At 63.1% G+C, this 18604-nt stretch carries 19 protein-coding genes; 6 read left to right on the top strand and 13 right to left on the bottom strand.

What is annotated here, in order from left to right; genetic code table 11:
* Nucleotides 1–106 precede the first annotated feature (106 nt).
* The 12 genes from DVK01_RS13495 to phnG all read right to left on the bottom strand — a co-directional run bounded on the left by DVK01_RS13495 (nt 107) and on the right by phnG (nt 10194).
* Nucleotides 107–547, bottom strand: a complete 441-nt coding sequence (locus tag DVK01_RS13495) for a hypothetical protein (RefSeq protein WP_101351890.1) — start codon at nt 545–547, stop codon at nt 107–109.
* A gap of 1245 nt (nt 548–1792) precedes the next feature.
* Nucleotides 1793–2170 carry an ACT domain-containing protein gene (locus tag DVK01_RS13490; protein ID WP_101351889.1) on the bottom strand — a complete coding sequence of 126 codons (378 nt, stop codon included), beginning with the start codon at nt 2168–2170 and terminating at the stop codon, nt 1793–1795.
* 141 nt (nt 2171–2311) lie between these two features.
* Complete coding sequence (locus DVK01_RS13485) at nt 2312–2707, bottom strand: hypothetical protein (protein ID WP_101351888.1); 396 nt, start codon at nt 2705–2707, stop codon at nt 2312–2314.
* Nucleotides 2708–2799: 92 nt separating this feature from the next.
* Nucleotides 2800–3456, bottom strand: coding sequence for an HAD family hydrolase (locus tag DVK01_RS13480; protein ID WP_101351887.1), 657 nt, complete (start codon nt 3454–3456; stop codon nt 2800–2802).
* Entirely contained in the window at nt 3449–4255 is an 807-nt protein-coding gene (locus DVK01_RS13475) for a sugar phosphate isomerase/epimerase (protein ID WP_101351886.1), read from the bottom strand. Before DVK01_RS13475 ends, DVK01_RS13480 begins: the two co-directional genes overlap by 8 nt.
* On the bottom strand, nt 4252–5424 hold the full coding sequence (locus DVK01_RS13470; RefSeq protein ID WP_101351885.1) for an alpha-D-ribose 1-methylphosphonate 5-triphosphate diphosphatase: 1173 nt from the start codon (nt 5422–5424) through the stop codon (nt 4252–4254). Before DVK01_RS13470 ends, DVK01_RS13475 begins: the two co-directional genes overlap by 4 nt.
* Nucleotides 5421–6158 carry a phosphonate C-P lyase system protein PhnL gene (locus DVK01_RS13465; protein WP_101351884.1) on the bottom strand — a complete coding sequence of 246 codons (738 nt, stop codon included), beginning with the start codon at nt 6156–6158 and terminating at the stop codon, nt 5421–5423. Before DVK01_RS13465 ends, DVK01_RS13470 begins: the two co-directional genes overlap by 4 nt.
* A complete protein-coding gene (locus DVK01_RS13460; protein ID WP_101351883.1) occupies nt 6155–6985 on the bottom strand; it encodes an ATP-binding cassette domain-containing protein in 831 nt (276 codons plus the stop codon). Before DVK01_RS13460 ends, DVK01_RS13465 begins: the two co-directional genes overlap by 4 nt.
* Nucleotides 6982–8085 (bottom strand): alpha-D-ribose 1-methylphosphonate 5-phosphate C-P-lyase PhnJ, encoded by a 1104-nt coding sequence (locus tag DVK01_RS13455; protein WP_233562777.1) that lies wholly within the window; start codon nt 8083–8085, stop codon nt 6982–6984. Before DVK01_RS13455 ends, DVK01_RS13460 begins: the two co-directional genes overlap by 4 nt.
* Nucleotides 8078–9205 carry a carbon-phosphorus lyase complex subunit PhnI gene (locus tag DVK01_RS13450; protein WP_101351882.1) on the bottom strand — a complete coding sequence of 376 codons (1128 nt, stop codon included), beginning with the start codon at nt 9203–9205 and terminating at the stop codon, nt 8078–8080. Before DVK01_RS13450 ends, DVK01_RS13455 begins: the two co-directional genes overlap by 8 nt.
* Complete coding sequence (gene phnH / locus DVK01_RS13445) at nt 9206–9754, bottom strand: phosphonate C-P lyase system protein PhnH (protein ID WP_121537107.1); 549 nt, start codon at nt 9752–9754, stop codon at nt 9206–9208.
* Nucleotides 9751–10194 carry a phosphonate C-P lyase system protein PhnG gene (phnG, locus tag DVK01_RS13440; protein WP_101351880.1) on the bottom strand — a complete coding sequence of 148 codons (444 nt, stop codon included), beginning with the start codon at nt 10192–10194 and terminating at the stop codon, nt 9751–9753. The genes phnH and phnG overlap by 4 nt, the downstream gene beginning before the upstream one ends.
* A gap of 225 nt (nt 10195–10419) precedes the next feature.
* Between phnG and DVK01_RS13435 the strand changes: the two genes are divergently transcribed.
* Genes DVK01_RS13435 through DVK01_RS13420 form a run of 4 tightly spaced genes read left to right on the top strand, consistent with a single transcriptional unit; the run spans nt 10420 to nt 13965 of the window.
* On the top strand, nt 10420–11457 hold the full coding sequence (locus DVK01_RS13435; protein ID WP_101351942.1) for a PhnD/SsuA/transferrin family substrate-binding protein: 1038 nt from the start codon (nt 10420–10422) through the stop codon (nt 11455–11457).
* Between the two features lie 23 nt (nt 11458–11480).
* Entirely contained in the window at nt 11481–12284 is an 804-nt protein-coding gene (locus DVK01_RS13430; RefSeq protein ID WP_101351879.1) for a phosphonate ABC transporter ATP-binding protein, read from the top strand.
* Nucleotides 12281–13303, top strand: a complete 1023-nt coding sequence (gene phnE, locus DVK01_RS13425) for a phosphonate ABC transporter, permease protein PhnE (protein ID WP_101351878.1) — start codon at nt 12281–12283, stop codon at nt 13301–13303. Before DVK01_RS13430 ends, phnE begins: the two co-directional genes overlap by 4 nt.
* Nucleotides 13300–13965 (top strand): DapH/DapD/GlmU-related protein, encoded by a 666-nt coding sequence (locus tag DVK01_RS13420; protein WP_101351877.1) that lies wholly within the window; start codon nt 13300–13302, stop codon nt 13963–13965. Before phnE ends, DVK01_RS13420 begins: the two co-directional genes overlap by 4 nt.
* A 40-nt stretch (nt 13966–14005) precedes the next feature.
* Here the strand turns inward: DVK01_RS13420 and DVK01_RS13415 are convergent, their stop codons facing one another.
* Nucleotides 14006–14914 (bottom strand): PhoU family transcriptional regulator, encoded by a 909-nt coding sequence (locus DVK01_RS13415; protein ID WP_101351876.1) that lies wholly within the window; start codon nt 14912–14914, stop codon nt 14006–14008.
* Between the two features lie 194 nt (nt 14915–15108).
* On the opposite strand from DVK01_RS13415, the gene DVK01_RS13410 reads away from it, so the two are divergent.
* Together DVK01_RS13410 and DVK01_RS22275 are read left to right on the top strand one after the other, a co-directional pair.
* The gene (locus tag DVK01_RS13410; protein WP_101351875.1) at nt 15109–16125 is read left to right on the top strand and encodes a phosphate uptake regulator PhoU; all 1017 of its coding nucleotides are present in this window, start codon (nt 15109–15111) and stop codon (nt 16123–16125) included.
* Nucleotides 16126–16965: 840 nt separating this feature from the next.
* The gene (locus DVK01_RS22275) at nt 16966–18354 is read left to right on the top strand and encodes a DUF6498-containing protein (protein ID WP_199722344.1); all 1389 of its coding nucleotides are present in this window, start codon (nt 16966–16968) and stop codon (nt 18352–18354) included.
* The last annotated feature ends 250 nt before the right edge of the window (nt 18355–18604 follow it).

The raw sequence follows: 18604 nt of genomic DNA, 5'->3' as shown, positions 1-18604 counted from the left end.
CGACAGCAAGACGGTCGCGGCCACCCCAGCCACCCCTACTTGACTCAGGAACGGTAACTGATACAATAGACCCGCTGGGACGAGGCACGGAGCCACGAGGTCTCAATTATCGTCCCGGGGGAATCGTCTCTATCTCAGAAATGACAAACCGATCCCGGTCGATCACGAGGTCGAAATTTGAGACGGTAAGCGTACGCCGTTGTCGGAGTCCCTCGCCAAACCATCCGAAGTCGAGCACAGCTTCGAAAGACCGTTCAAGCAGCCCCTGCCGCTGTGCACTGATGAAGTCAGCATCTCCAGCAGCGATGAGTATACTGTTTGACTCAGCTACAATATAACAGATCGTCTGCGCACTAAAGTACAGATCGCCTGGTTCGAAGAACTTCCATATCACCGGAACGAAGTCGGTGAGAGAATCGACGAAGACCACTTCACCTGGTTTCGTCTCGATGAGGTCGTCAAACCGCCGGAATACATGTTGATACTGCTCCGTTGACTGGTCCGTCTTTGATTTGTACTCGAAGCCGCCACCAGCCCCGGGTTTCATTGGCCCGAGAGTGACCATTTCCTCGGCAAGGCTGTGGACCTCGATGTGGTCAGGTGCGAACGTCTGTAGAATTGAATTTTCAGCGTAACAGTGCCTCGTTGACGGCGATCGTCATGACGACAATTTCGGCGGTACACGCGCAGTTATCCGCTGTCATGATAGTTGGACGGTGAGTCCCCAGCAGCTGTATGAAAAAAAGACAGTCAGTCTAAGGCACAAGTATTTTAATACTAATCATATAATAATCGGTTGGGTTCTGGTCCCCGCTCCACTTCCCTCTGGATCGCCCCAATTCAGCAACTGACCCGGGTCCAGAACCCGTTGTCGTGGATGACGACTTCCAATGGTGTGTTGCACGCTGCTGCCCCATGGCTGCACACCTACCCCCCACTCTGTTGTTGCCTGATCGGTGGTGGTTGTGCAGGCGTGCCAGTCTCTACCTGAATGTATCAGTAAGCGGTCTGGCTGCGGTCCAGAACTCGGCAGGCATGAAGGATATAGCGCACGCTTCTCCGCATTCACCTCAGACCTGCGTGGATTCTGTGCCCCATTGATTCGTCTATTCTATCGACTGTGTCAGGGCTCAACTCTGTCGTCGACGCCGCGGTATCCGCTAGTTCGATGTGTCCCGACTCTCCCACTCTCAGCAACTGACTGCTCCGTTGATGCACATAGCGGGACCGAAGTTGTGCGACGTAGAACTGTGGACACCGCTAGAGACTGTGGCAGGATGGCCGGTTTCCGAGAGGGCTTATCTTATGCCATTCGATGACATGTCTCAACAAAGTCTATTTACTAGGCGATTATTACATCCGAGTGGGTTCTGGTCCCCGCTTCAACCACCCCTGATTGCTGGTCGTCTGGTAGGGTTTCTCGGGTCCGGAACCCAGCCGTGCCTCTGACATAGCAGTACGGTGGGTCACAAATTGCCCATTGTGGCCCACCATTTCCCTCCAAACGATCGGGCAGGGTCCAGTCCCTGGTTGTGTCGTACTGTTGTTCCGTTGGAATGCCGGTAAAATGGGATCGCAGCGTCTTGCAAACGTCTCTACAGGTGAGCAGGCCGAGTGCCTCGGGGCTACCCGAGGCGGTTCACACGGAACTGGTGCAGCCACGTGTCAGCGTCAGTCAGCGAATACACGTTGGTGCAAGCGTGTTCAGTACTCATCGCTTCTGTTTTTCCGTTTACGTATCATAGCCCGGCTGGCATACGTAGCGCGCGGCTTGACCTCAGCGGCACTCGCCTCAAACCGCACACCCGAGGTCGTCAAGCGTCTGAAGCGCCGTCTCGAGGTCCGACTGTTTGACGAGCACGTGGTCCGTCGAATACGCCGAGACGACGAACACAGAGACGTCGGCGTCGGCCAGGGCCGACGCGACAACTGCGAGGAACCCGACCAGTTCGAACGGGAGTTCAACATCGAAGGTCAGTCGCTTCCAGCCACGTTCCACGTCAGCGGCCTCGTCCACGGTTGGGCTGGTCTGGTCGACGACGACGGTGGTCTCTGTCTCGTCCTGCACCGTCACGAACGCGTCCGGGTCTGGGTGGGCCGTCCGGCAGACGGCGTACACATCGTCAGCAACAGTGACCGTGGCGTCTTCCAGAAAGTCAGCCGGTTCCATCCCGTCGTCTTTGGTTCCTCTCCCACTAGTAGTGGTCGGTGTAGAATGCCGACCAGCGGGCCTGAGTCAAGCATGAGCTGGAAGCCGCAGCTTCGAATTTCCGCTCTGCACTGAGAGACAGCCAATCAAGACGGGTGATCGCTACTCCTCGACCCACTTGCACCGGAGCTCGTAGCGTGCCACGGCGTCGACATCGACGCCAAGTGCGAACTCAAGTGTGGTCGACTCACCGACGCCAACGGCGTCCACTAGCGTGCGTCCAGCTTGATATACCTGCTCGCCGGTATCGGAGCGAAACGTACAGACGATCCGTGGGACTGGCGGGTCGGTTGTGATAGATTCGTCGCCGTCGTTTTCGGCCGTCACCTCGACGGCGATTTGAGTGCCAGAGTACGTCGCCTGAACTGCGTAGTCGTGTGAGAGGACGAGCGGCGTCTCGTTTGTGCTCACGGTTCCGTTGACGCTCGACCCAGTACAGCCGGCAAACAGTGTCCCCACCCCGGCGGCCAGCGATCCGAGGACGGCACGTCGGTGCATGCTATGACCCCGGACACCTCCAGAATAAATGTCCCGTCCGTACTGTCCGGACGCCGCCGAATCTCGGACCGGCGAGCGCGCCGCCGGTGGGGTCAGTGCAGTTCGGGCAGCCTCTCGACCAGCGCCCGGAGATCCGCCACCTCGGCGGTCGGTTCAACGTCGAGGGACACGTCCGAGACGTGGTCACGTCGGAGGAAGACCGAGTCGATGCCGGCGCGGTGAGCCGCGACAACGTCCTTCTCGGAGTCCCCGACGTACAGCGCCTCGCTCGCGTCCAGGTCAGAAAGCGCCTGCTCGATGTACGCCGGGTCCGGTTTGCGCCGGGCCGCGCCCGCGAGGGTCGGCTGGCGGCCGTAAGCGGTGTCGAAGCGGTCGATGTCGTGGTGAGCGAGCAGAAATTCGACGGTCGCGTGCTGGTTGTTGCTGACCAGTCCCAGCGGCACGTCGAGCGCGTCGAGCGCGCGCACGTCGTCGTAGACGGGCTTGCCGCCCGCGCGGGTGTGGGCCTGCTGGGCGAGGCTCGCGGTCAGTTCGCGCTGGTGCCAGAACGCCTCGGCGTCGAGGCCGTGGTCGGCGATCAGGTCCCGCGGGACCGCGTCCTCGGCGACGGACTGTCGGACCGTCGACGCGTCGACCGGCACGTCGAAGGCCGCGAAGGCGTCCACGACGGCGTCGACGAGAACGCTCTGGTCGCTGGGTTCGACGATCACGCCGTCGTTGTCGAAGACGACGGCGTCGTACTCAGTCATCGCCCGGCACCCCCGTCTCCGGAAGCGGGGCGTCGCCGTCGGTGCAGGCGGCCACGTCGGCGACGGACTTCATCTCGAAGACGAAGCAGTCCGCCGGGATGGCGTCGATCAACGGTTCGGGCGCAGACAGCGGGTCGTGCTGGTCGGCGGTCCCGTCATTGTCGTGGAGGTGACAGACGCGGATTCGGTCGCCGAAGCGGTCGACGAAGTCGCGCCAGTCCTCGCCGGTCACCTTCGCGTGGCCGACGTCGAGCGTGACGCCGAGGTACTCCGGAATCACGTCGACGGATTCGAGCAGTGCCGCGAGGTCGTCTGGCGTGGTGGTGTAGCGCCGCGTCGTCTCGTCGAAGGGCTGGTTCTCCAGACAGAGCGGGACGCCGACCAGCTGGGCGTACTCGGCGCACTCCGCGAGCGACCGCTTCGCGCTCTCCCAGGCCTGTTCGTGGACCCACTCGGGGTAGCGCTCCGGGACCGACCCGCCGTGGACGACGACGGCCTCGGCCCCGGCGTCGGCGGCGTCGTCGAGCGTCCGCTTGACTCGCTCGACGGAGTCCTGCCGGACCACCTCGTCGTAGCTCCCGGTGTTCCAGTCCCGGAACGGCGCGTGGTACGTGACGCTGACGTCGTAGCGCTCGCACAGTTCTCGGACCGCTCGCGGCCCCGGCGTGTCGGGGTGGCCCGCGAGGTACTCGCGCTTGAACTCTACGTGGTCGAGACCAAGGTCGGTGACGTATCGCACGAACGCCTCGACGGTCGTCCCGTAGCGGATATCCATCGCCGCGCCGACGCGGGCGGTCATCGCGTCCCTCCCGCCGCCGGGTCCGCGCAGTACACTGGCTGGCCGGCGACGAGTGCGCGCGTCACAGTGGGCGTCGGGTCGCGGTCGACGACCAGCAGGTCGGCGCGCGCCCCGTCCGCTATCCGGCCGCGGTCGGTGAGACCGACCGCGTCGGCGGGGGCGGCGCTGACCCGCCTGACCCGCGCCGGGAGCGGTTCGCCGGTGTCGACGAACGCGCCGGCGAGCAGCGACGGGGGGTGGTAGTCCGCGACCAGCGCGTCGACCACGCCAGCCCTGATGGCGTCGGCTGTCGAGAGGTTGCCCCACTGGCTCTCCCCACGGACGAGGTTCGGCGCGCCCATCGCTGTCGTCATCCCGATGTCGGTGGCCCGTTCGGCCGTCTCCAGCGTGATGGGGTACTCCGTGATGTCCACGCCGGCCTCGCTCAGTCGGTCGACCTCGGCGGGGTCCTCGTCGTCGTGGGAGGCCGTCACCGCGCCGGCGTCGTGGGCGGCCGCGACGACCCGGTCCACACGCTCGCGGAGCGTCGCCATCGAGATGTCGGTTCGCTCGGCGATCATCTCCTCGGCCTCCTCAACCGTGCGGTCGTCGGCGTTCTCGTAGTACCGCTTGAACGCCTCGACGTCGCGGAACTGGCCCTTGCCGGGGACGTGGCTCATCACCGAGACGAGGTCGGCGTCGCCGTTCTCGACGACGTCCAGCACCGCGTCGACGCACCGGCGCTGGGTCACCTCACACCGGGCGTGCAGGCGGTGGTCCGCGAGCAGGTCGTCGGCGGCGGCGATGGCGTCGGTCAGCGTCGCCGCGAGTTCCGGCGAGCGGTCCTCGTCCGCGTCGTCCTCGAAGGAGATGGCGTGGAACTTCGTCGTGATGCCGGCCGCGAGGTTCGCACGGTCCGCGGACGCGAGCGCCATCGACGGGGGCATGCGCGCACCCGACCGCGGGTGGAGGTGCGTCTCGATATCGTCGCCGTGCAGGTCGACGAGGCCGGGCAGGATCAGGCGGCCGTTGGCGTCCACGACGGTGTCGGCGTCGGCGTCGACAGCACCCACGCTCACGATTCGGTCCCCCTCGACGCGGACGCCGCCCTCGACGACCGCGTCGGGCGTGACGACCCGGCCGCCGACGATGGCGACGCTCTCTGCGGCGGTCTGAGCGGTCGAACTCATCCGACCACCACCTCTCCGTCGAAGGCGTCGATGGGGACGACCCGACGGAGGCGGCCGTCGTCCAGCACGACCACCCGGTCGGCGACGGCCTCCACGACGTCGGTGTCGTGGAAGACGCCGACCACTGTGGTCCCCGCGTCCAGCGACGTCGAGAGCAGGTCGATGGCGGCCCGGCGCGTCTCGGGGTCGAGGGCGCTCGTCGGTTCGTCGAGCAGGAGCAGGTCCGGTTCCGGCGCGAGTGCCTGCGCGAGGTTGACGCGCTGGCGCTCCCCGCCGGAGAACGTCGCCGGGTACGCCTGCCAGAGTTCCTCCGGCACTGACAGCGCGGACAGGAGGTCGCGGGCGGTGTCCCGGGCGTCCTCGCGGTCGGTCCCCTGCTCGACGAGCGGCCGCGCGACCACGTCGACTGCGGGGACGCGCGGTATCTCGTCGAGGAACTGGGAAGTGTAGCCGATGGCGTCGCCCCGGAGGTCGATGACCGTCCGGTCGGGACAGGACGCGAGGTCCACGTCGCCGTCGGGGCCGTGGTAGACGACGGCGCCCGAACTGGGCTCGTAGGTGCGATAGAGGCACTTCAGCAGCGAGGACTTGCCGCTGCCGGACTCTCCGACGATAGCGAGGAACTCGCCCTCGCGCACGTCGAACGATACGCCGTCGAGGCCGACGACCTGCGTGTCGCCGAGCACGTGCATGTCGAAGGTCTTCGAGAGACCGTCGACGGACAGGACTGTCATATGACTGAGTTGATGAGGGTCTGGGTGTACTCGTGGTGCGGGTCTTCCATCACGCGGTCCGTGAGGCCGGACTCGACGACGCGCCCGTGGCGCATCACCAGCGTCCGGTCGGCCAGCAGGCGGACGACGCTCAGGTCGTGCGAGACGACGATGGCCGCGACGCCCTCCTCGCGCTGGACGCGCCGGAACATGTCGAGGACGCGGGCCTGGACGCTCACGTCCAGCCCTGTGGTCGGTTCGTCCAGCACGACCAGGTCGGGGTCCGTCGCCAGCGCACGGGCTATCTGGACCCGGCGCTGCATCCCGCCGGAGTAGGTGCTGGTGGGGTCGTCCATCCGGGTGACGGGAATCTCGGTCGCCTCAAACAGGTCCCGGACGCGCTCGCGGACGTCCTCGTAGGACCGCTCGCCCGCCGAGAGCAGTTTCTCGGCGACGTTGCCGCCGCCAGTGAACGAGAGGTTCAGTCCGTCGCGGATGTGCTGGTGGACCAGGGCGATGTCGCCGGTCCGGAGGTCGTGACGCGTCTCGTAGTCGACGTCGAGCAGGTTGCCGTCGTGGCCGGCGTAGCGCACTTCTCCGGCGGTTTTCGCGTCCGAATCGCGCTCCAGTGCGACCAGTTCAGCGAGGCTGGACTTGCCGCTGCCGGACTCGCCGACGATGCCGAGCACCTCGCCGGCCTCGACGTCGAGGTCGGCCTCGGCGCAGGCCACGACGCTCCCGCAGTGGGGACACTGGTTCGTCCCGGCGCGGTCGCCCGTCGACTCGACGCACTGTGGACATCTGGGCCCGTACACCGTCTCCAGGCCCTCGGCGTCGAGCAGCGTCACTGCCCGTCACCTCCACGGACCGCCTCGTCGCCTGTGACAGCGTCGTCGTCCGTGGCCGCACGGGCCGCCCCGTCGTCTGCTGTGGCCGTCTCACTCGTTCCCGGCCCCCAGTCGACGCTCTCACGGTCGAGGTGGTGGGTCTTCGACAGGTCGGGATTCTCGCGGCGCTTCTCACAGAAGCTCGCGTCATTGCAGGCGTAGCGCGTCTCGAAGCCTCCGTCCGCGTCCGCGGCGGCCTCCGAGACTTCGACGAGGTAGGTGTCGGTCGATCCGCAGGCGTGACAGGCCTCGTCCGGGAACCGCTCGACCGTGAACTCGCGGTCCTCGAAGGCCAGCGGTTCGACCTCTGTGTGGGGCGGGACGGCGTAGATGCGTGCCTCTCGGCCGGCGGCCAGCACGGTGAGGTGGTCGGCATCGTCGAGTTTCGGCACGTCCCACCGAGGGATAGGCGAGGGGTCCATCAGGTAGCGCCCGGCAACCATCGTCGGGTACCGCGACGCGATCTGGATCTCGCCGTACTCGACGACGTTCTCGTAGAGGTGGACCCACATCTTCCCGTAGTTCCGGTGGGCGTGTCGCTGTCGGTTCGCGGCGTCGGAGGGGTCGACCTTCCGGAGGGCGTCGGTGACCGGCACCTGCAACACGAGGCGCTGGTCGTCGGTCAGCACCTCCTCCGGGATGCGGTGGCGGCTCTGTATCAGGTCGGCGGCGGTGGTGTCCGTCGTCGTCTCCACTTCTGCCGTGTTCTCCGCTAGCCGGCGGATGTTGGCCGCGTTGACGCTCTCGTCTGCGCCCTGGTCGATCACTTTGAACGTGTCGTCGGGGCCGAGCAGCGACAGCGACGCCTGTATCCCGCCGGTCCCCCACCCGCGGGCCAGCGGCATCGGCCGTGAGGCGTAGGGCACCTGGTGGCCGGGGATGGCGACGGCCTTCAGCATCGACCGCCGGACCTCGCGCTTGGTGTGTTCGTCGAGATACGCGTAGTTGTACCCCGCGAGGCCGTCGCCGTCGAGCGAATCCAGCGCGGCGTCGACGGAGTCGGTCGCGACGGGTGTCCCCCCGTCGGGCGAGACGTCGTTAGTGGTGGTGTCCTCAGTCATCGTCACTCGCTCCCGCGACTGCCGGTTCGGCTGGCTGTTCGTCGTCGACGCGTCCGTCCTCACGAAGCCCCTGGCGCTCCCGGATCGCGCGGATGCGGTCCAGAATCGACTGGAAGGTGACGTAGTGGGGCAGTTTGAGGTGCTCGATGAAGCCGAAGGCGTCCATCCCGTCGACCGTGTCGAGGACGAACTCGGCGTCCTCGGCCGGTTCGGCCTCGCCGTCGAGCTGTATCGAGGCGTCGAGGATCGTCATCCCGATGGCCTTGCGTTCGTTGCGACCGAACGTCAGGCCGTAGCCGAAGGCGAACTGGGGGTCCTCGCGCTTCTCGTAGACAGGCACGACGGCCTCTGACTCGGTTACGCGAGTGTGCGCGACGGTCACGTCGTCGCCGGTGTAGGGGTGTTCGATGCGGACCGGCAGGTCGCCGACGCGGACCTCCGCCAATGTCGGGTGGACCTGGCCGTACCCCCGGAGCGCGGAGTAGCCGAGCGCCGTCACAGCGCCGGTCTCGCCCCGGGCGAGTTCCTGTAACACCTCGTCGCGCTCGGGCGGATGCGTCACCGACTCCCGCGTGGTGTCGTTTGGCTCCTCAACGTCCGGGGCGGTCGGTTCGTGGAGCAGGCCCTCCTCGCGGAGCAGTTCTGTGACGTTCGTGAGCCGCTCGGGTTCGCCTGCGTCCTCGACGTCCCAGTCCTCGGTCGGGTCCGTCGGGTCGCCGTCGACGAGGTCGAAGTCCAGTAGGCGCTGGGTGTAGTCCTTGGTCGCGCCGAGAATCTGGCCGCCAGGGACATCTTTGAACGCCGGGGAGACGCGCCGCGAGGCGATCATCTCGCTTGGCTCGACTGTGACACTCTCGTCGAAGCGCTCCAGCGTCGAACGGTAGGCCCGTAGGAGGAAGGCGGCCTCGACGGCGTCCCCCTGGGCCTGCTTGACCGCCAGCGCAGCCAGTCGTGGGGCGTACAGTCCGCCCTCGCCCATCGCCTGGGCGGTGAGGCGACCGAACTGGTCGCGAATCTGGTCGACATCGACGTCCTCGGAGTCACCGATCCGCTGACTCTCGAATAAGTCGGCCGCGCGCTCGATGAGTTCCTCGCCGGCGGTGACGGCAACGTATCCCATTCAGACCACCTCCGCGGTGAGCGACCGGGGGAGGGCCGCGAGGCTGTCGTCGGCCGCGAACACCGCGTCGACGCCCCGGGGATAGCTCGACTGGGCGTCGGTGAGCGCGGCCAGATCTGCGGCGGGCAGCGACACCGACAGCGTCGTCTCCCCGTCGACGCCCGGCCCGGTAATCCGAACGGTCGTCCCGGCCCCGGCGGCCCCAGCGGCGAGCGACGCCACGCGGTAGACGACCGTCGCGCCGTCGCTGGGTTCGACGAGCGTCCCGCGCTCGCACTCGCGTACGTCGACGTCTCGGTCGCCGGTGAGGTGGACGATGTCGGCCGTCTCGGGCGGCGCGGCGTCGAGACGCCCCTGGTCCGAGAGCGCGTCGCGGAGCGTCTCGTCGGTCGTCGAGAGCGTCACTTCGTGGTCGACTAGCGTCGAGACGACGGCCTGGTCTGCCGGCGACGGGACGGACTGGACCGTTCCCGGCCGACTCATCGCTTCGAGCAGACCGTCGAACGCGTCGCGCGTGTCGTGGACTGGGTCGAGACCGAGCGCCCTCATTCCTCGCCCTCCATCGTCTGGAAGTCGACGGCCGTATGCTTGCTCTCGGCCCACGCCCGCCGCCGCTGGTCGCGCTCGCTGTCGGCGACCGCTTCGAGCGCCGCGACGATGTCCGGCGTCGCCTCGTGGTCGCCGGCGACGGCGGCGTCGACGATAGCCCCAGAAAGCGCGGCGCGCTCGCGCTTGCCGGGGAGCATTGCGAATCCGCGAGCGCCGTCGAGTTCGACCTCGGCGGGCGTCACAAGGACCTCCCCGAGATTGAACGGCCGTCGCTCGACCGGTTCGCGTACCTGTTGCATCACCAACTGCGGCCGTGGCTCCTGACGGACGGACAGCGGCGGGTCGTCCGCGAGGACATCGTTGGCGAACCGGGCGAGCGTCCCGCCCTCGCAGGCGGCGATCAGCTCGAACCGGTCCGACCGATCATATGGGTCAACCATGCACTCACTCTATCAGGACTGCAACTACCGCATAAGGCTTCACTCGGTACTCTCTATGCCCGACCAGCTGCTGGGGTTCGCTCCCCCTCCTGTCTCTGTGCGTCTATACGGGTATGTACTTGCTAGCCACGTTGTGGAGATAGTCACCAGCCGCCCTCAGACAGGTGGACGCTCCGGACTCTACGCAGCCAACTGTTATTCGACCCCTTTACCAGCCCACAGATGATGTCAGACGACGCGACTGAATACGGGTTCGGGGTATCGGACACAACGAACGGGACACAGTCTGGTGCGGTCAACCGCCGTCGATTCCTCGCCGGTGGTGCGGCCGCCGCTGCGACATTTGGTCTCGCCGGGTGCAGCTCCGTGATGGGCGGTGGGAGTGGTGGCGGCGCAGAGAGCGTCACGATGCTGCTGACGCCGGGGACGCCGGCCGACGCCCGTCGGCGCTACAAGCCGGTCCAGAACCTCATCAACGGCGAGGTTGACGGCGTCAACGTGGAAATGAAGGTCCCACAAGATTACTCCGCTATCCGACCGGCGCTGGAGAGTGAGCAGGCCGAGATCGGCATGGACGACGTGACACTCATCTCCAACCCCGACCTGATGGACGTCTACGGAACGACCGTCACGGGCGGGTCGGCGTTCTACTTCTCGGTAATGCTAGTCAAACCGGACTCGGAGATTTCAGAGCGGACAGACGTGGAGGGCAAGACGTGGGCTTTCGCCGACCGCCTCTCGACCAGCGGCTCCATTTTCGCGCTCTACACGCTTCAGGAGGCTGGCCTCGACATCGGTGAGGCACCCAAGGGGCCGCCGGAAGACTTCGAAGGGAGCTGGACCGACCACGACATCGCTCTGCAGAAACTCGGGAACGGCGAGGCTGACGGCGCGACCACCTGGGGTGGGAATGGCATCCCGCACATCCCCGAGAAGTACAAGTCAGACTTCCCCGACCGCGTGCTGGACAAGAGTTCCTTCCTCGACACGCTCGGGACTGAAACGCCGGCATTCAAGCCGATCTGGTGGTCCTTCCCCATCCCGAAACAGCCGATGTACGCCCGCAAGAGCTGGGACTCCGAGAAGAAATCGGCGATCGGCGACGCACTGGTCAACTCTGATAAGGAAACTATCCAGCAGTACTACCCGGACGACTACAACGAGGAGGAACTGCCGTTCACGACACTTAGAGACACCTCAATGGAGACATATCAACCGGTGATCAAACGGATGAACGCAGTCGGCATTGACCCCGCGGCCTAAGCGCTTAGGGTACTATTTTTATCATGAGTACGCTTAAGGTAGAAAACCTGACAAAGGAGTACGGTGACGTGACAGCCCTCGAATCAGTATCGTTCGAGATTGAAGACGAGTTCGCGGTCTTGCTCGGAGAGTCTGGGGCGGGAAAGTCGACGCTGTTGCGCTGTGCCAACGGTCTGACCGAGCCTACTGAGGGCGGTATCTATCTCGATGACGAGGAGATTGGCGGGTCGCGGACAGACGTTGGGATGATCTTCCAGCAACACAACCTTGTGGAAGGCGTCTCGGCGTACCTGAACGCTCTCACTGGGTCTCTGGACCGCGTTTCGATGGTCAAGAGCCTGCTTCAGTGGCAGGCCCGCGAGGACAAGGTCCGGGCGTTGGAGGCTCTGGAAACAGTCGGCCTGCTCGACGAGAGCCACCAGCGCGTCACTCAGATGTCGGGCGGGCAGCAACAGCGCGTCGGCATCGCCCGCGCGCTGGTCCAGGACCCCCGTCTCCTGCTCGCGGACGAACCGGTCGCAAGCCTCGACCCCGCCAGCGCCGAAACAGTGATGGGCTACCTCCGGAAGGCCGCGATGGAGCATAATGTGACGGCGCTCGTAAGCCTCCATCAGGTTAACATCGCCGCACACTTCGGCGACCGATTCATCGGCTTGAAAGACGGTCAAAAACTGTTCGACGTGGGTCGGGAGGGCCTGACGCCCGATTTGATTGACGACCTGTACGGCAGCGTCGAGACGGTCGGCCTAGCAGACCAGGACGACCTCGCCGACGGCGCTGCCGGTCTCCCCGGAGACGAGGATCACGAGCGGAGGGTCGAAGCGTGAGTTCGGCCGACGGCAACCGCGTCGCGACATACTTCGGGTTCGACGACGTGGGCGACACCGCCGCGGAACAGAAACTTCAGGAGATGAAGCGCCGTAAGACGAAACGGCGGCTCTGGACGCTTTTAGGCCTTGTTGGCACCGGTTTGATATTTTATTTCAGTCTCCGCGTAATCGAGTTCGAACTGCTGATGCTGGTCGAGCAACTCGACCAGTTCTACGAGGCACTACTGGGGTACTTCCCACCGACGACGTACTTCGGCGTTCCGTTCGTTGATCTCGGTGAGTACTGGGCGTTCATGATGGCGGAGAATCTTATTCTCACCGTCGAGAACGGACAGATCGTCTGGGGCGCTATGTTCGTCACGTTAGCTGTCGCATTCGCTGGGTCGGTACTCGGACTGCCCGGCGCGCTCTTTTTCGGCGTGATGGCAAGCGAGCGGGTTGTCCCCTACCCGTTCAATTTCGTCTTCCGCGGGACGATGAGCCTCATTCGAGCTATCCCCGGACTTGTCTGGTTCCTGATACTCATCCCGCTGGCCGGGGTCACACCGTTCACCGCAGCTCTGGCGATAATGGTCGACACAACGGGATACCTCGGCCGGTTGTTCACCGATGAGCTCGAAGAGATAGAGGACGGACCCATCGAGGGGATCCGCTCGACGGGCGCGAACCGCTCGCAGGTCGTCTCTTTCGGGATGCTCAGTCAGGTGTTCCGGCAGTTTATCGCCTGGATCGCCTTCGATCTGGAACACAACGTGCGGGCCGCTATCGGCCTCGGTATCATCGGCGGCGGCGGCCTGGGTCTGGAACTGTACATCCAGCGACAGACGTTCCACTACACCAATATGATGGCCTGTATCATTCTGATCTTCCTGTTAGCCGGATCTGTTGAACTAATCAGTCAGCGTGTCCGGTCGTACCTGCGAGAGGACGACGACACCGAACAGACCGGCGTCCTCGACGCCTTCGTAAACGCGCCGAAGAAGATACTGGCCTCGACGATGGGGCGTCGCCAGTGACGTACGTCGAGGACTACGGGGCGGACCGGACCCGGTCGCTCGGTCCCGACCCGACGCTGCACGACCCCGTCTCGATCACTGAGAGCGAACTCGGGGCGTGGACCGAGGTTCGGCAACGGTCTCGACTCAACGAGTCTGCTATCGGCGACTACACCTATCTCATGGAGGACGTACAGCTGGATTTCACGACCATTGGGAAGTTCGGCAACGTCGCCGCCGCGGCCAGACTCGGGCCGACCAACCACCCCATCGACCGCCCGACGGCACATCACTTCACCTATCGCGCGGCGATGTACGACCTCGGAAAAGACGACGAATCGATATTCGAATGGCGGGCCGACCAGCCAGTCGAAGTCGGTCACGACGTGTGGATTGGCCACGGTGCCATCGTCCTCCCCGGTGTCTCTATCGGTGATGGGGCCGTCGTGGGCGCGGGTGCCGTCGTTGCCGACGACGTGGCGCCGTACTCCATCGTTGCGGGCGTCCCCGCCGAGCCGATTCGGCGGCGTTTCCCAGAGGACATCGCGGCTCGCATCGCAGCGACTGAATGGTGGGACTGGGACCACGAGACGCTCCGCGAACGACTCGACGACTTCCGCGATTTAGAGACCTTTCTCGACCGGCACGCGCCCGAGACAGCCGACCCCGCGACGCTGGATTGAGCAGTCTGGACCCGTCTGTACTCGCGCTGTTTTTGTCGGTTCAGATCTCGACGTGGTCCGGCTGGACGCCAGAATGCAACTGAACGGCCAGCTCAGCGGCGTCGACCCAGTAGTAGATAGCCCGTTCAAGTGCACGCGTAATGGTGACGAGATACCCGTACATATCGGGATCGTACGCTGTCACCAGTTCGAATAACTCATCCAGATCCCGGTGGACAGTGACCTCCTCCTCTCGGAGTCTGTCGAGTACTTCGAGTTCACAGTCGAATAGAATTCTCGAAAAGTAGTCGTTGATCTGCTCCCCGGATGCAAAAATATCCGTCATCCGTTCGTTCACCATCCCAGTCGCGTCGGTCTCCTCACGAGCGACCACGTCGGCAATGAAGCAGGCCCGGTCGCCGACGATTTCGAGATTGGTCGCAATCGTCGAAAGGTCGGCAGCGACGCGGTTACCGGGCCAATCAGTCGTCAGCGTGTAGGACTTCAATTCCGACAGCACTGCGGAGTAGCGCTCATTGGTCAACGATTCAAGTTTCTTCGCCGAGCGATCAACAGGGTCACCTTCGAAGGCTGCACGAGCCGCTTCGTACTGGCGGGTGGTCACCGACTCTAATCGTGCGAGCAGTTTGAGGAGCGCTGCACCTCGGTCATCAGATACATCGGCATCTGTTTCGGTCTCTTCGGCTGATCCACCGTATAGCTTCGAGATGTTCGGTGCACCACGGTAGAGTGCCTCATCGTCGACAATGTAGCCCTTTCGAACGACGTTTTCGGCCTTGAGTTCCTGAAGCAATTCCGAGAGGTACTGTTCAGAAATACCGACTGTGCGTGCCAGCTTTTCTTTCGTCTTCGGAGCGGTTCGGTCAATCGCCTCGACAACCTGTGCACGTGTCGCATCGCGACCCTGTTGATCCCTCGCCAGCGGGTGGTGCCACGTTCGATGGGACATAGCTGCTTCTCTCTACTTGCAGTATTAGCCCTGTTCCACAGACTGTCCGGACGGCTATATAGCGTTGTTAGCTGCCGTGACGTACTCTGTTTTTCCCTTCCGCTCTGGCGGCCTGTACAGATATATACCACTTCCTACCAGGATAGACCCCTCATATAAAATATAATATCTATTCTGTTATCAGCGGGTAGTGTATGGAGACACGGAAGGTGCAACTCTCGGGGGGAACGACATTTACTGTCTCTCTGCCGAAATCGTGGGCGCAGGAACACGGAATCGACGCTGGATCCGTGCTCTCACTGCATCCCAACGACGACGGATCGCTACTGATTGAGGCGACAACGGATCGCACGATGGAGGCCCGGACGACGACAGTCGATGTGGCGACCGACTCAGACAACGCTATCCGTCAGCAAATACACGCCCTGCACGCCGTCGGTTTCGATACAGTGACGCTGCTAGATAGAACAGGCCACTCCGCGGAGCGCCGGAAGTTGGTTGAGGACACTGTCTCGAAGCTCTCAGGATTCGAACTGTTGGAGGCCGGTGAGACGCGAATCCGCCTGACCAACCTCATCGACGCCAACAACGTCGATGTGCGTAAGTCTGCGCTCCGGTTGCGGCTTGTCATGCTGGGAATGCACCGCGATGCCGTTCAGGCCGTGCTAAACGGCGACGAAGCACTTGCTCGGCAGGTCATCAACCGCGATAGCGAGGCCGACAAGCTGTTCGCGATGGTGACCAGACACTTCCGTCGCGCGCTGACAAACCTCCAAGAGGTAGAGAAGCTCTCATACGGTCGTGACGAGCTATTCGAGTATTACTATGCTAGCCGGCAGTTCGAGCGATGTGCAGACCATGCCGAGAAGATAGCGCGCTTTGCTCTCGACCCCGACGCAGTGGTGCCAGCGACGTTCGCGGATCGCATTGAGTCGCTCTCGGCGACTTCCCGACAGGTCGTCGACGACGCCGCCGACGTGATCCTCGCCGACGGCGGCATCGAGGCCGCACACGCTGCCCTCTCCAAGCGCAACGATTTGAGCGACAATCTCCAGGCGCTGGATCGAGACCTCTACGGGCACGATACCCCCGGCGAGGCCTACGTCGTGGGTCTCTTACTCGACAGTATTCAGCGGACTGCTGAGTACGGTGCCAACGTCGCTGGCATCGCTATCCAGCAAACTGCTCGTGAATGCGAGTGTCTCGACTGAATAGCGGATCGACGGTGCGACGATGCGTGGCCAGTGTGCGGGGCACGAGCGGCGGCATGGATAAGAGGTAGCGGGAGAGTCGCGGCCAGTGATTTCAGGTACCCGGTCGCACCGAGCGACGTGATCTCGCTGAGCGGGTCAGCAGCGAGGGACCTCGCTGTGGTATTCGTGAAGTTGCCCCCGGGAAATCTGACCGCACTGGCATAGTGCGTGCCGCGTGTGTGGCCCAATCAGTTACGCCACTCGTTGATCAGTGTCGGTATGATAACGCCAACGCCGAGTAGCACAGCGAAGTGAATCCATTGATTGTCGGTAACAGTTATGCTACCGAATACCGACACGAGAGCGAGTATGATAAAGACAGCTGTGATCTTGGTCTCTGTACTGACAAAGCTCGTTGAACGACTGGAGGGCGGTTCTGACATCTGGTTAATGTTCGATCGCATTCTAAAAATGTCTTACCTAGAGTATCAGACCTAGCAACTGCCCCGAGCCGAACAGCACAAGAGGCACACCCGTGTATGAAATGGGGCTACACACGCGGCCCGCAGCTTACGAAAAGCAGTCAGCGATTCGGGTGTGCAATTCTGAAAAGTCGCCATAGCCACGCCGATGCTGAAACCCAGCAGGGAACGCCCAGAGGGTATGCGTGTTGAAACCACAGGGTCACACTTGGCCTGAAATCCTGTGGCGGGAGTGGTGTGGCTTCTGGCGATACCTTTTGTTCTCGACGGCCTCTCCGTACCGTACTGGCAGCGACCATACGGGTTCAGTTCAGCCGTGCTATCGAATTCGAAGTATGTTTGTTGTTCAGGTGTAACGATTTGAGTGCCACCAATCATGACCCAGCGGTTCCCGATTTTCGTCCGCGGTCTCGGTGTAATCGCTGCGAACTGTATTCCGCTGGTCGGAGTCACTGCCTGGGGCTGGGACCTCTGGCTATTACTCGTTGTCTACACAGCTGAGGCCGCCTTTTCAGTCCTCATCGCAGCGACGAAGGCCCTGTTCGCTGAGCAGGGATCTCCGGGACGTCCCGGACAGCACGAGCCGTTACATGAACTCCGGGAGAAACGCGGTAGTTTTCAGCTCTATTCGAATTTGCCACCGATTTATCCACGGAACATTCCTTTCGCGCTCACGGTGTTGGGGGTCTGGTTCGGATTCATCGGGCCGATCAGCCTTGTCTACCTCGTGACGCTCGGGCCGGCGATTCAGGTCTCAGTGGGCCTCGCTGTGAGCATCGCGGCGTTGCTGTTCTCACAGATCGAGGAGTTCGTGGTTGAGTACATCGGCACCGGTGAGTATCGCGACGTGTCTGCGCAGGAACTGATCCGGACACCGGCACAGTTGACCTTGGTACTGCTCTTTGTCGGGCTTCTCACGCTGGGTGGGTCCCGTGCCGGTCGTATAACGCTGCTAACGGGACTTGTCATCGGAAAAACACTCAGTTCGGTCTACCGGTTCTACGTGGAGCATTTCGGAGGGTCGCTTCTCGATGTGAATATAGACCTTTCAGATGACTTGCCCAGAAGCGAACCGCCACCGGAGCCAAAGATGCCTGAAGAGCCGGTCGAAGCCAGTGTTGTCGTCGACAAGAAGTCCGTAATACTGGGAAGTCTCAGCGCCGTCGGGTTCGCACTGGTCTCGCGGTTCACACTTCTCACTGTCGCGGCGCTTGTCGTCGCGCTACAGATCGGTCACCCGGTCTGGATCGGGCTGCTTTCGGTCGTACTTCTCTGTATTATCGGTGCTCGTATGCTGAGTTTCTACCTCCGCTACGGAACGATCGAGTACCAACGCCGGGGTGAGTTTCTGGTCGCTTACGACCGACTGTTGGAGTCACCGCAGTGGATTGCCACGGTCGGTCCGGGAACCGACTTTTCCGTTATTAACGCTATCGTCGACCGGCTTCGTGACACGGGCCGGTTACGGATCACTGGCGTTGATTCGGTCGACGGAGGTAGCGTGCAGTTCGGCCCGCTGTCTGATCTCGACGAAGCAATCAACACGCTACAGCTTCCAGTACACCAAACGGAACGGCCAGAGCGGGATCCAACGATCATCGCAGCTGCCGGCGGCCTGTTGCTCTTTTTTCTCGCAGTGCCAGCCGGGCTGTTTCTCGCCCCCGGAATCGACTCGGGAACAGCCTACGCTTCACTGGTTGTTATCGGACCGTTCGCCGTGATTCACGCTGGTATCTTGTTGTACGTCGCGCTGTCTCGGATCTGAGTGAGCGCCTTCGGCGAGCCATTGATCGACCGCTTTTCATGGCTACATTGACGTGGAGTCGTCGAAGCGAATTCGGTCGGAGTCAGCGGTTCGGGTACCAGACAGCTTGTCCGGGCGTATGATGCACCCATGTATCGTCGTCAAGCAGTTGTGGATCCCGCCATCGAAATCGCCCGTTAGAGTCATACGATATCGGTGGTTCAGTCTTCCGCGTCCGGAACTGCGTCCGCGCACAGGCTGCAAAAGCTCC

Source organism: Haloarcula sp. Atlit-120R, assembly GCF_003665885.1.
GTDB lineage: Archaea > Halobacteriota > Halobacteria > Halobacteriales > Haloarculaceae > Haloarcula > Haloarcula taiwanensis.
The sequence above is the reverse complement of the archived record's forward strand: the minus strand, read 5'-3'. Positions and strand labels throughout refer to the sequence as shown.

Excerpts from the sequence above, each read along its gene's own strand:
- phnH (WP_121537107.1), bottom strand. The coding sequence starts at position 9,754 with ATGAGGGCGCTCGGTCTCGACCCAGTCCACGACACGCGCGACGCGTTC.
- DVK01_RS13480 (WP_101351887.1), bottom strand. The coding sequence starts at position 3,456 with ATGACTGAGTACGACGCCGTCGTCTTCGACAACGACGGCGTGATCGTC.
- DVK01_RS13430 (WP_101351879.1), top strand. The coding sequence starts at position 11,481 with ATGAGTACGCTTAAGGTAGAAAACCTGACAAAGGAGTACGGTGACGTG.
- DVK01_RS13470 (WP_101351885.1), bottom strand. The coding sequence starts at position 5,424 with ATGAGTTCGACCGCTCAGACCGCCGCAGAGAGCGTCGCCATCGTCGGC.
- DVK01_RS13450 (WP_101351882.1), bottom strand. The coding sequence starts at position 9,205 with ATGGGATACGTTGCCGTCACCGCCGGCGAGGAACTCATCGAGCGCGCG.
- DVK01_RS13495 (WP_101351890.1), bottom strand. The coding sequence starts at position 547 with ATGAAACCCGGGGCTGGTGGCGGCTTCGAGTACAAATCAAAGACGGAC.
- DVK01_RS13435 (WP_101351942.1), top strand. The coding sequence starts at position 10,420 with ATGTCAGACGACGCGACTGAATACGGGTTCGGGGTATCGGACACAACG.
- DVK01_RS13485 (WP_101351888.1), bottom strand. The coding sequence starts at position 2,707 with ATGCACCGACGTGCCGTCCTCGGATCGCTGGCCGCCGGGGTGGGGACA.
- DVK01_RS13490 (WP_101351889.1), bottom strand. The coding sequence starts at position 2,170 with ATGGAACCGGCTGACTTTCTGGAAGACGCCACGGTCACTGTTGCTGAC.
- DVK01_RS13410 (WP_101351875.1), top strand. The coding sequence starts at position 15,109 with ATGGAGACACGGAAGGTGCAACTCTCGGGGGGAACGACATTTACTGTC.
- DVK01_RS13465 (WP_101351884.1), bottom strand. The coding sequence starts at position 6,158 with ATGACAGTCCTGTCCGTCGACGGTCTCTCGAAGACCTTCGACATGCAC.
- DVK01_RS13455 (WP_233562777.1), bottom strand. The coding sequence starts at position 8,085 with ATGACTGAGGACACCACCACTAACGACGTCTCGCCCGACGGGGGGACA.
- phnG (WP_101351880.1), bottom strand. The coding sequence starts at position 10,194 with ATGGTTGACCCATATGATCGGTCGGACCGGTTCGAGCTGATCGCCGCC.
- DVK01_RS22275 (WP_199722344.1), top strand. The coding sequence starts at position 16,966 with ATGACCCAGCGGTTCCCGATTTTCGTCCGCGGTCTCGGTGTAATCGCT.
- DVK01_RS13415 (WP_101351876.1), bottom strand. The coding sequence starts at position 14,914 with ATGTCCCATCGAACGTGGCACCACCCGCTGGCGAGGGATCAACAGGGT.
- DVK01_RS13475 (WP_101351886.1), bottom strand. The coding sequence starts at position 4,255 with ATGACCGCCCGCGTCGGCGCGGCGATGGATATCCGCTACGGGACGACC.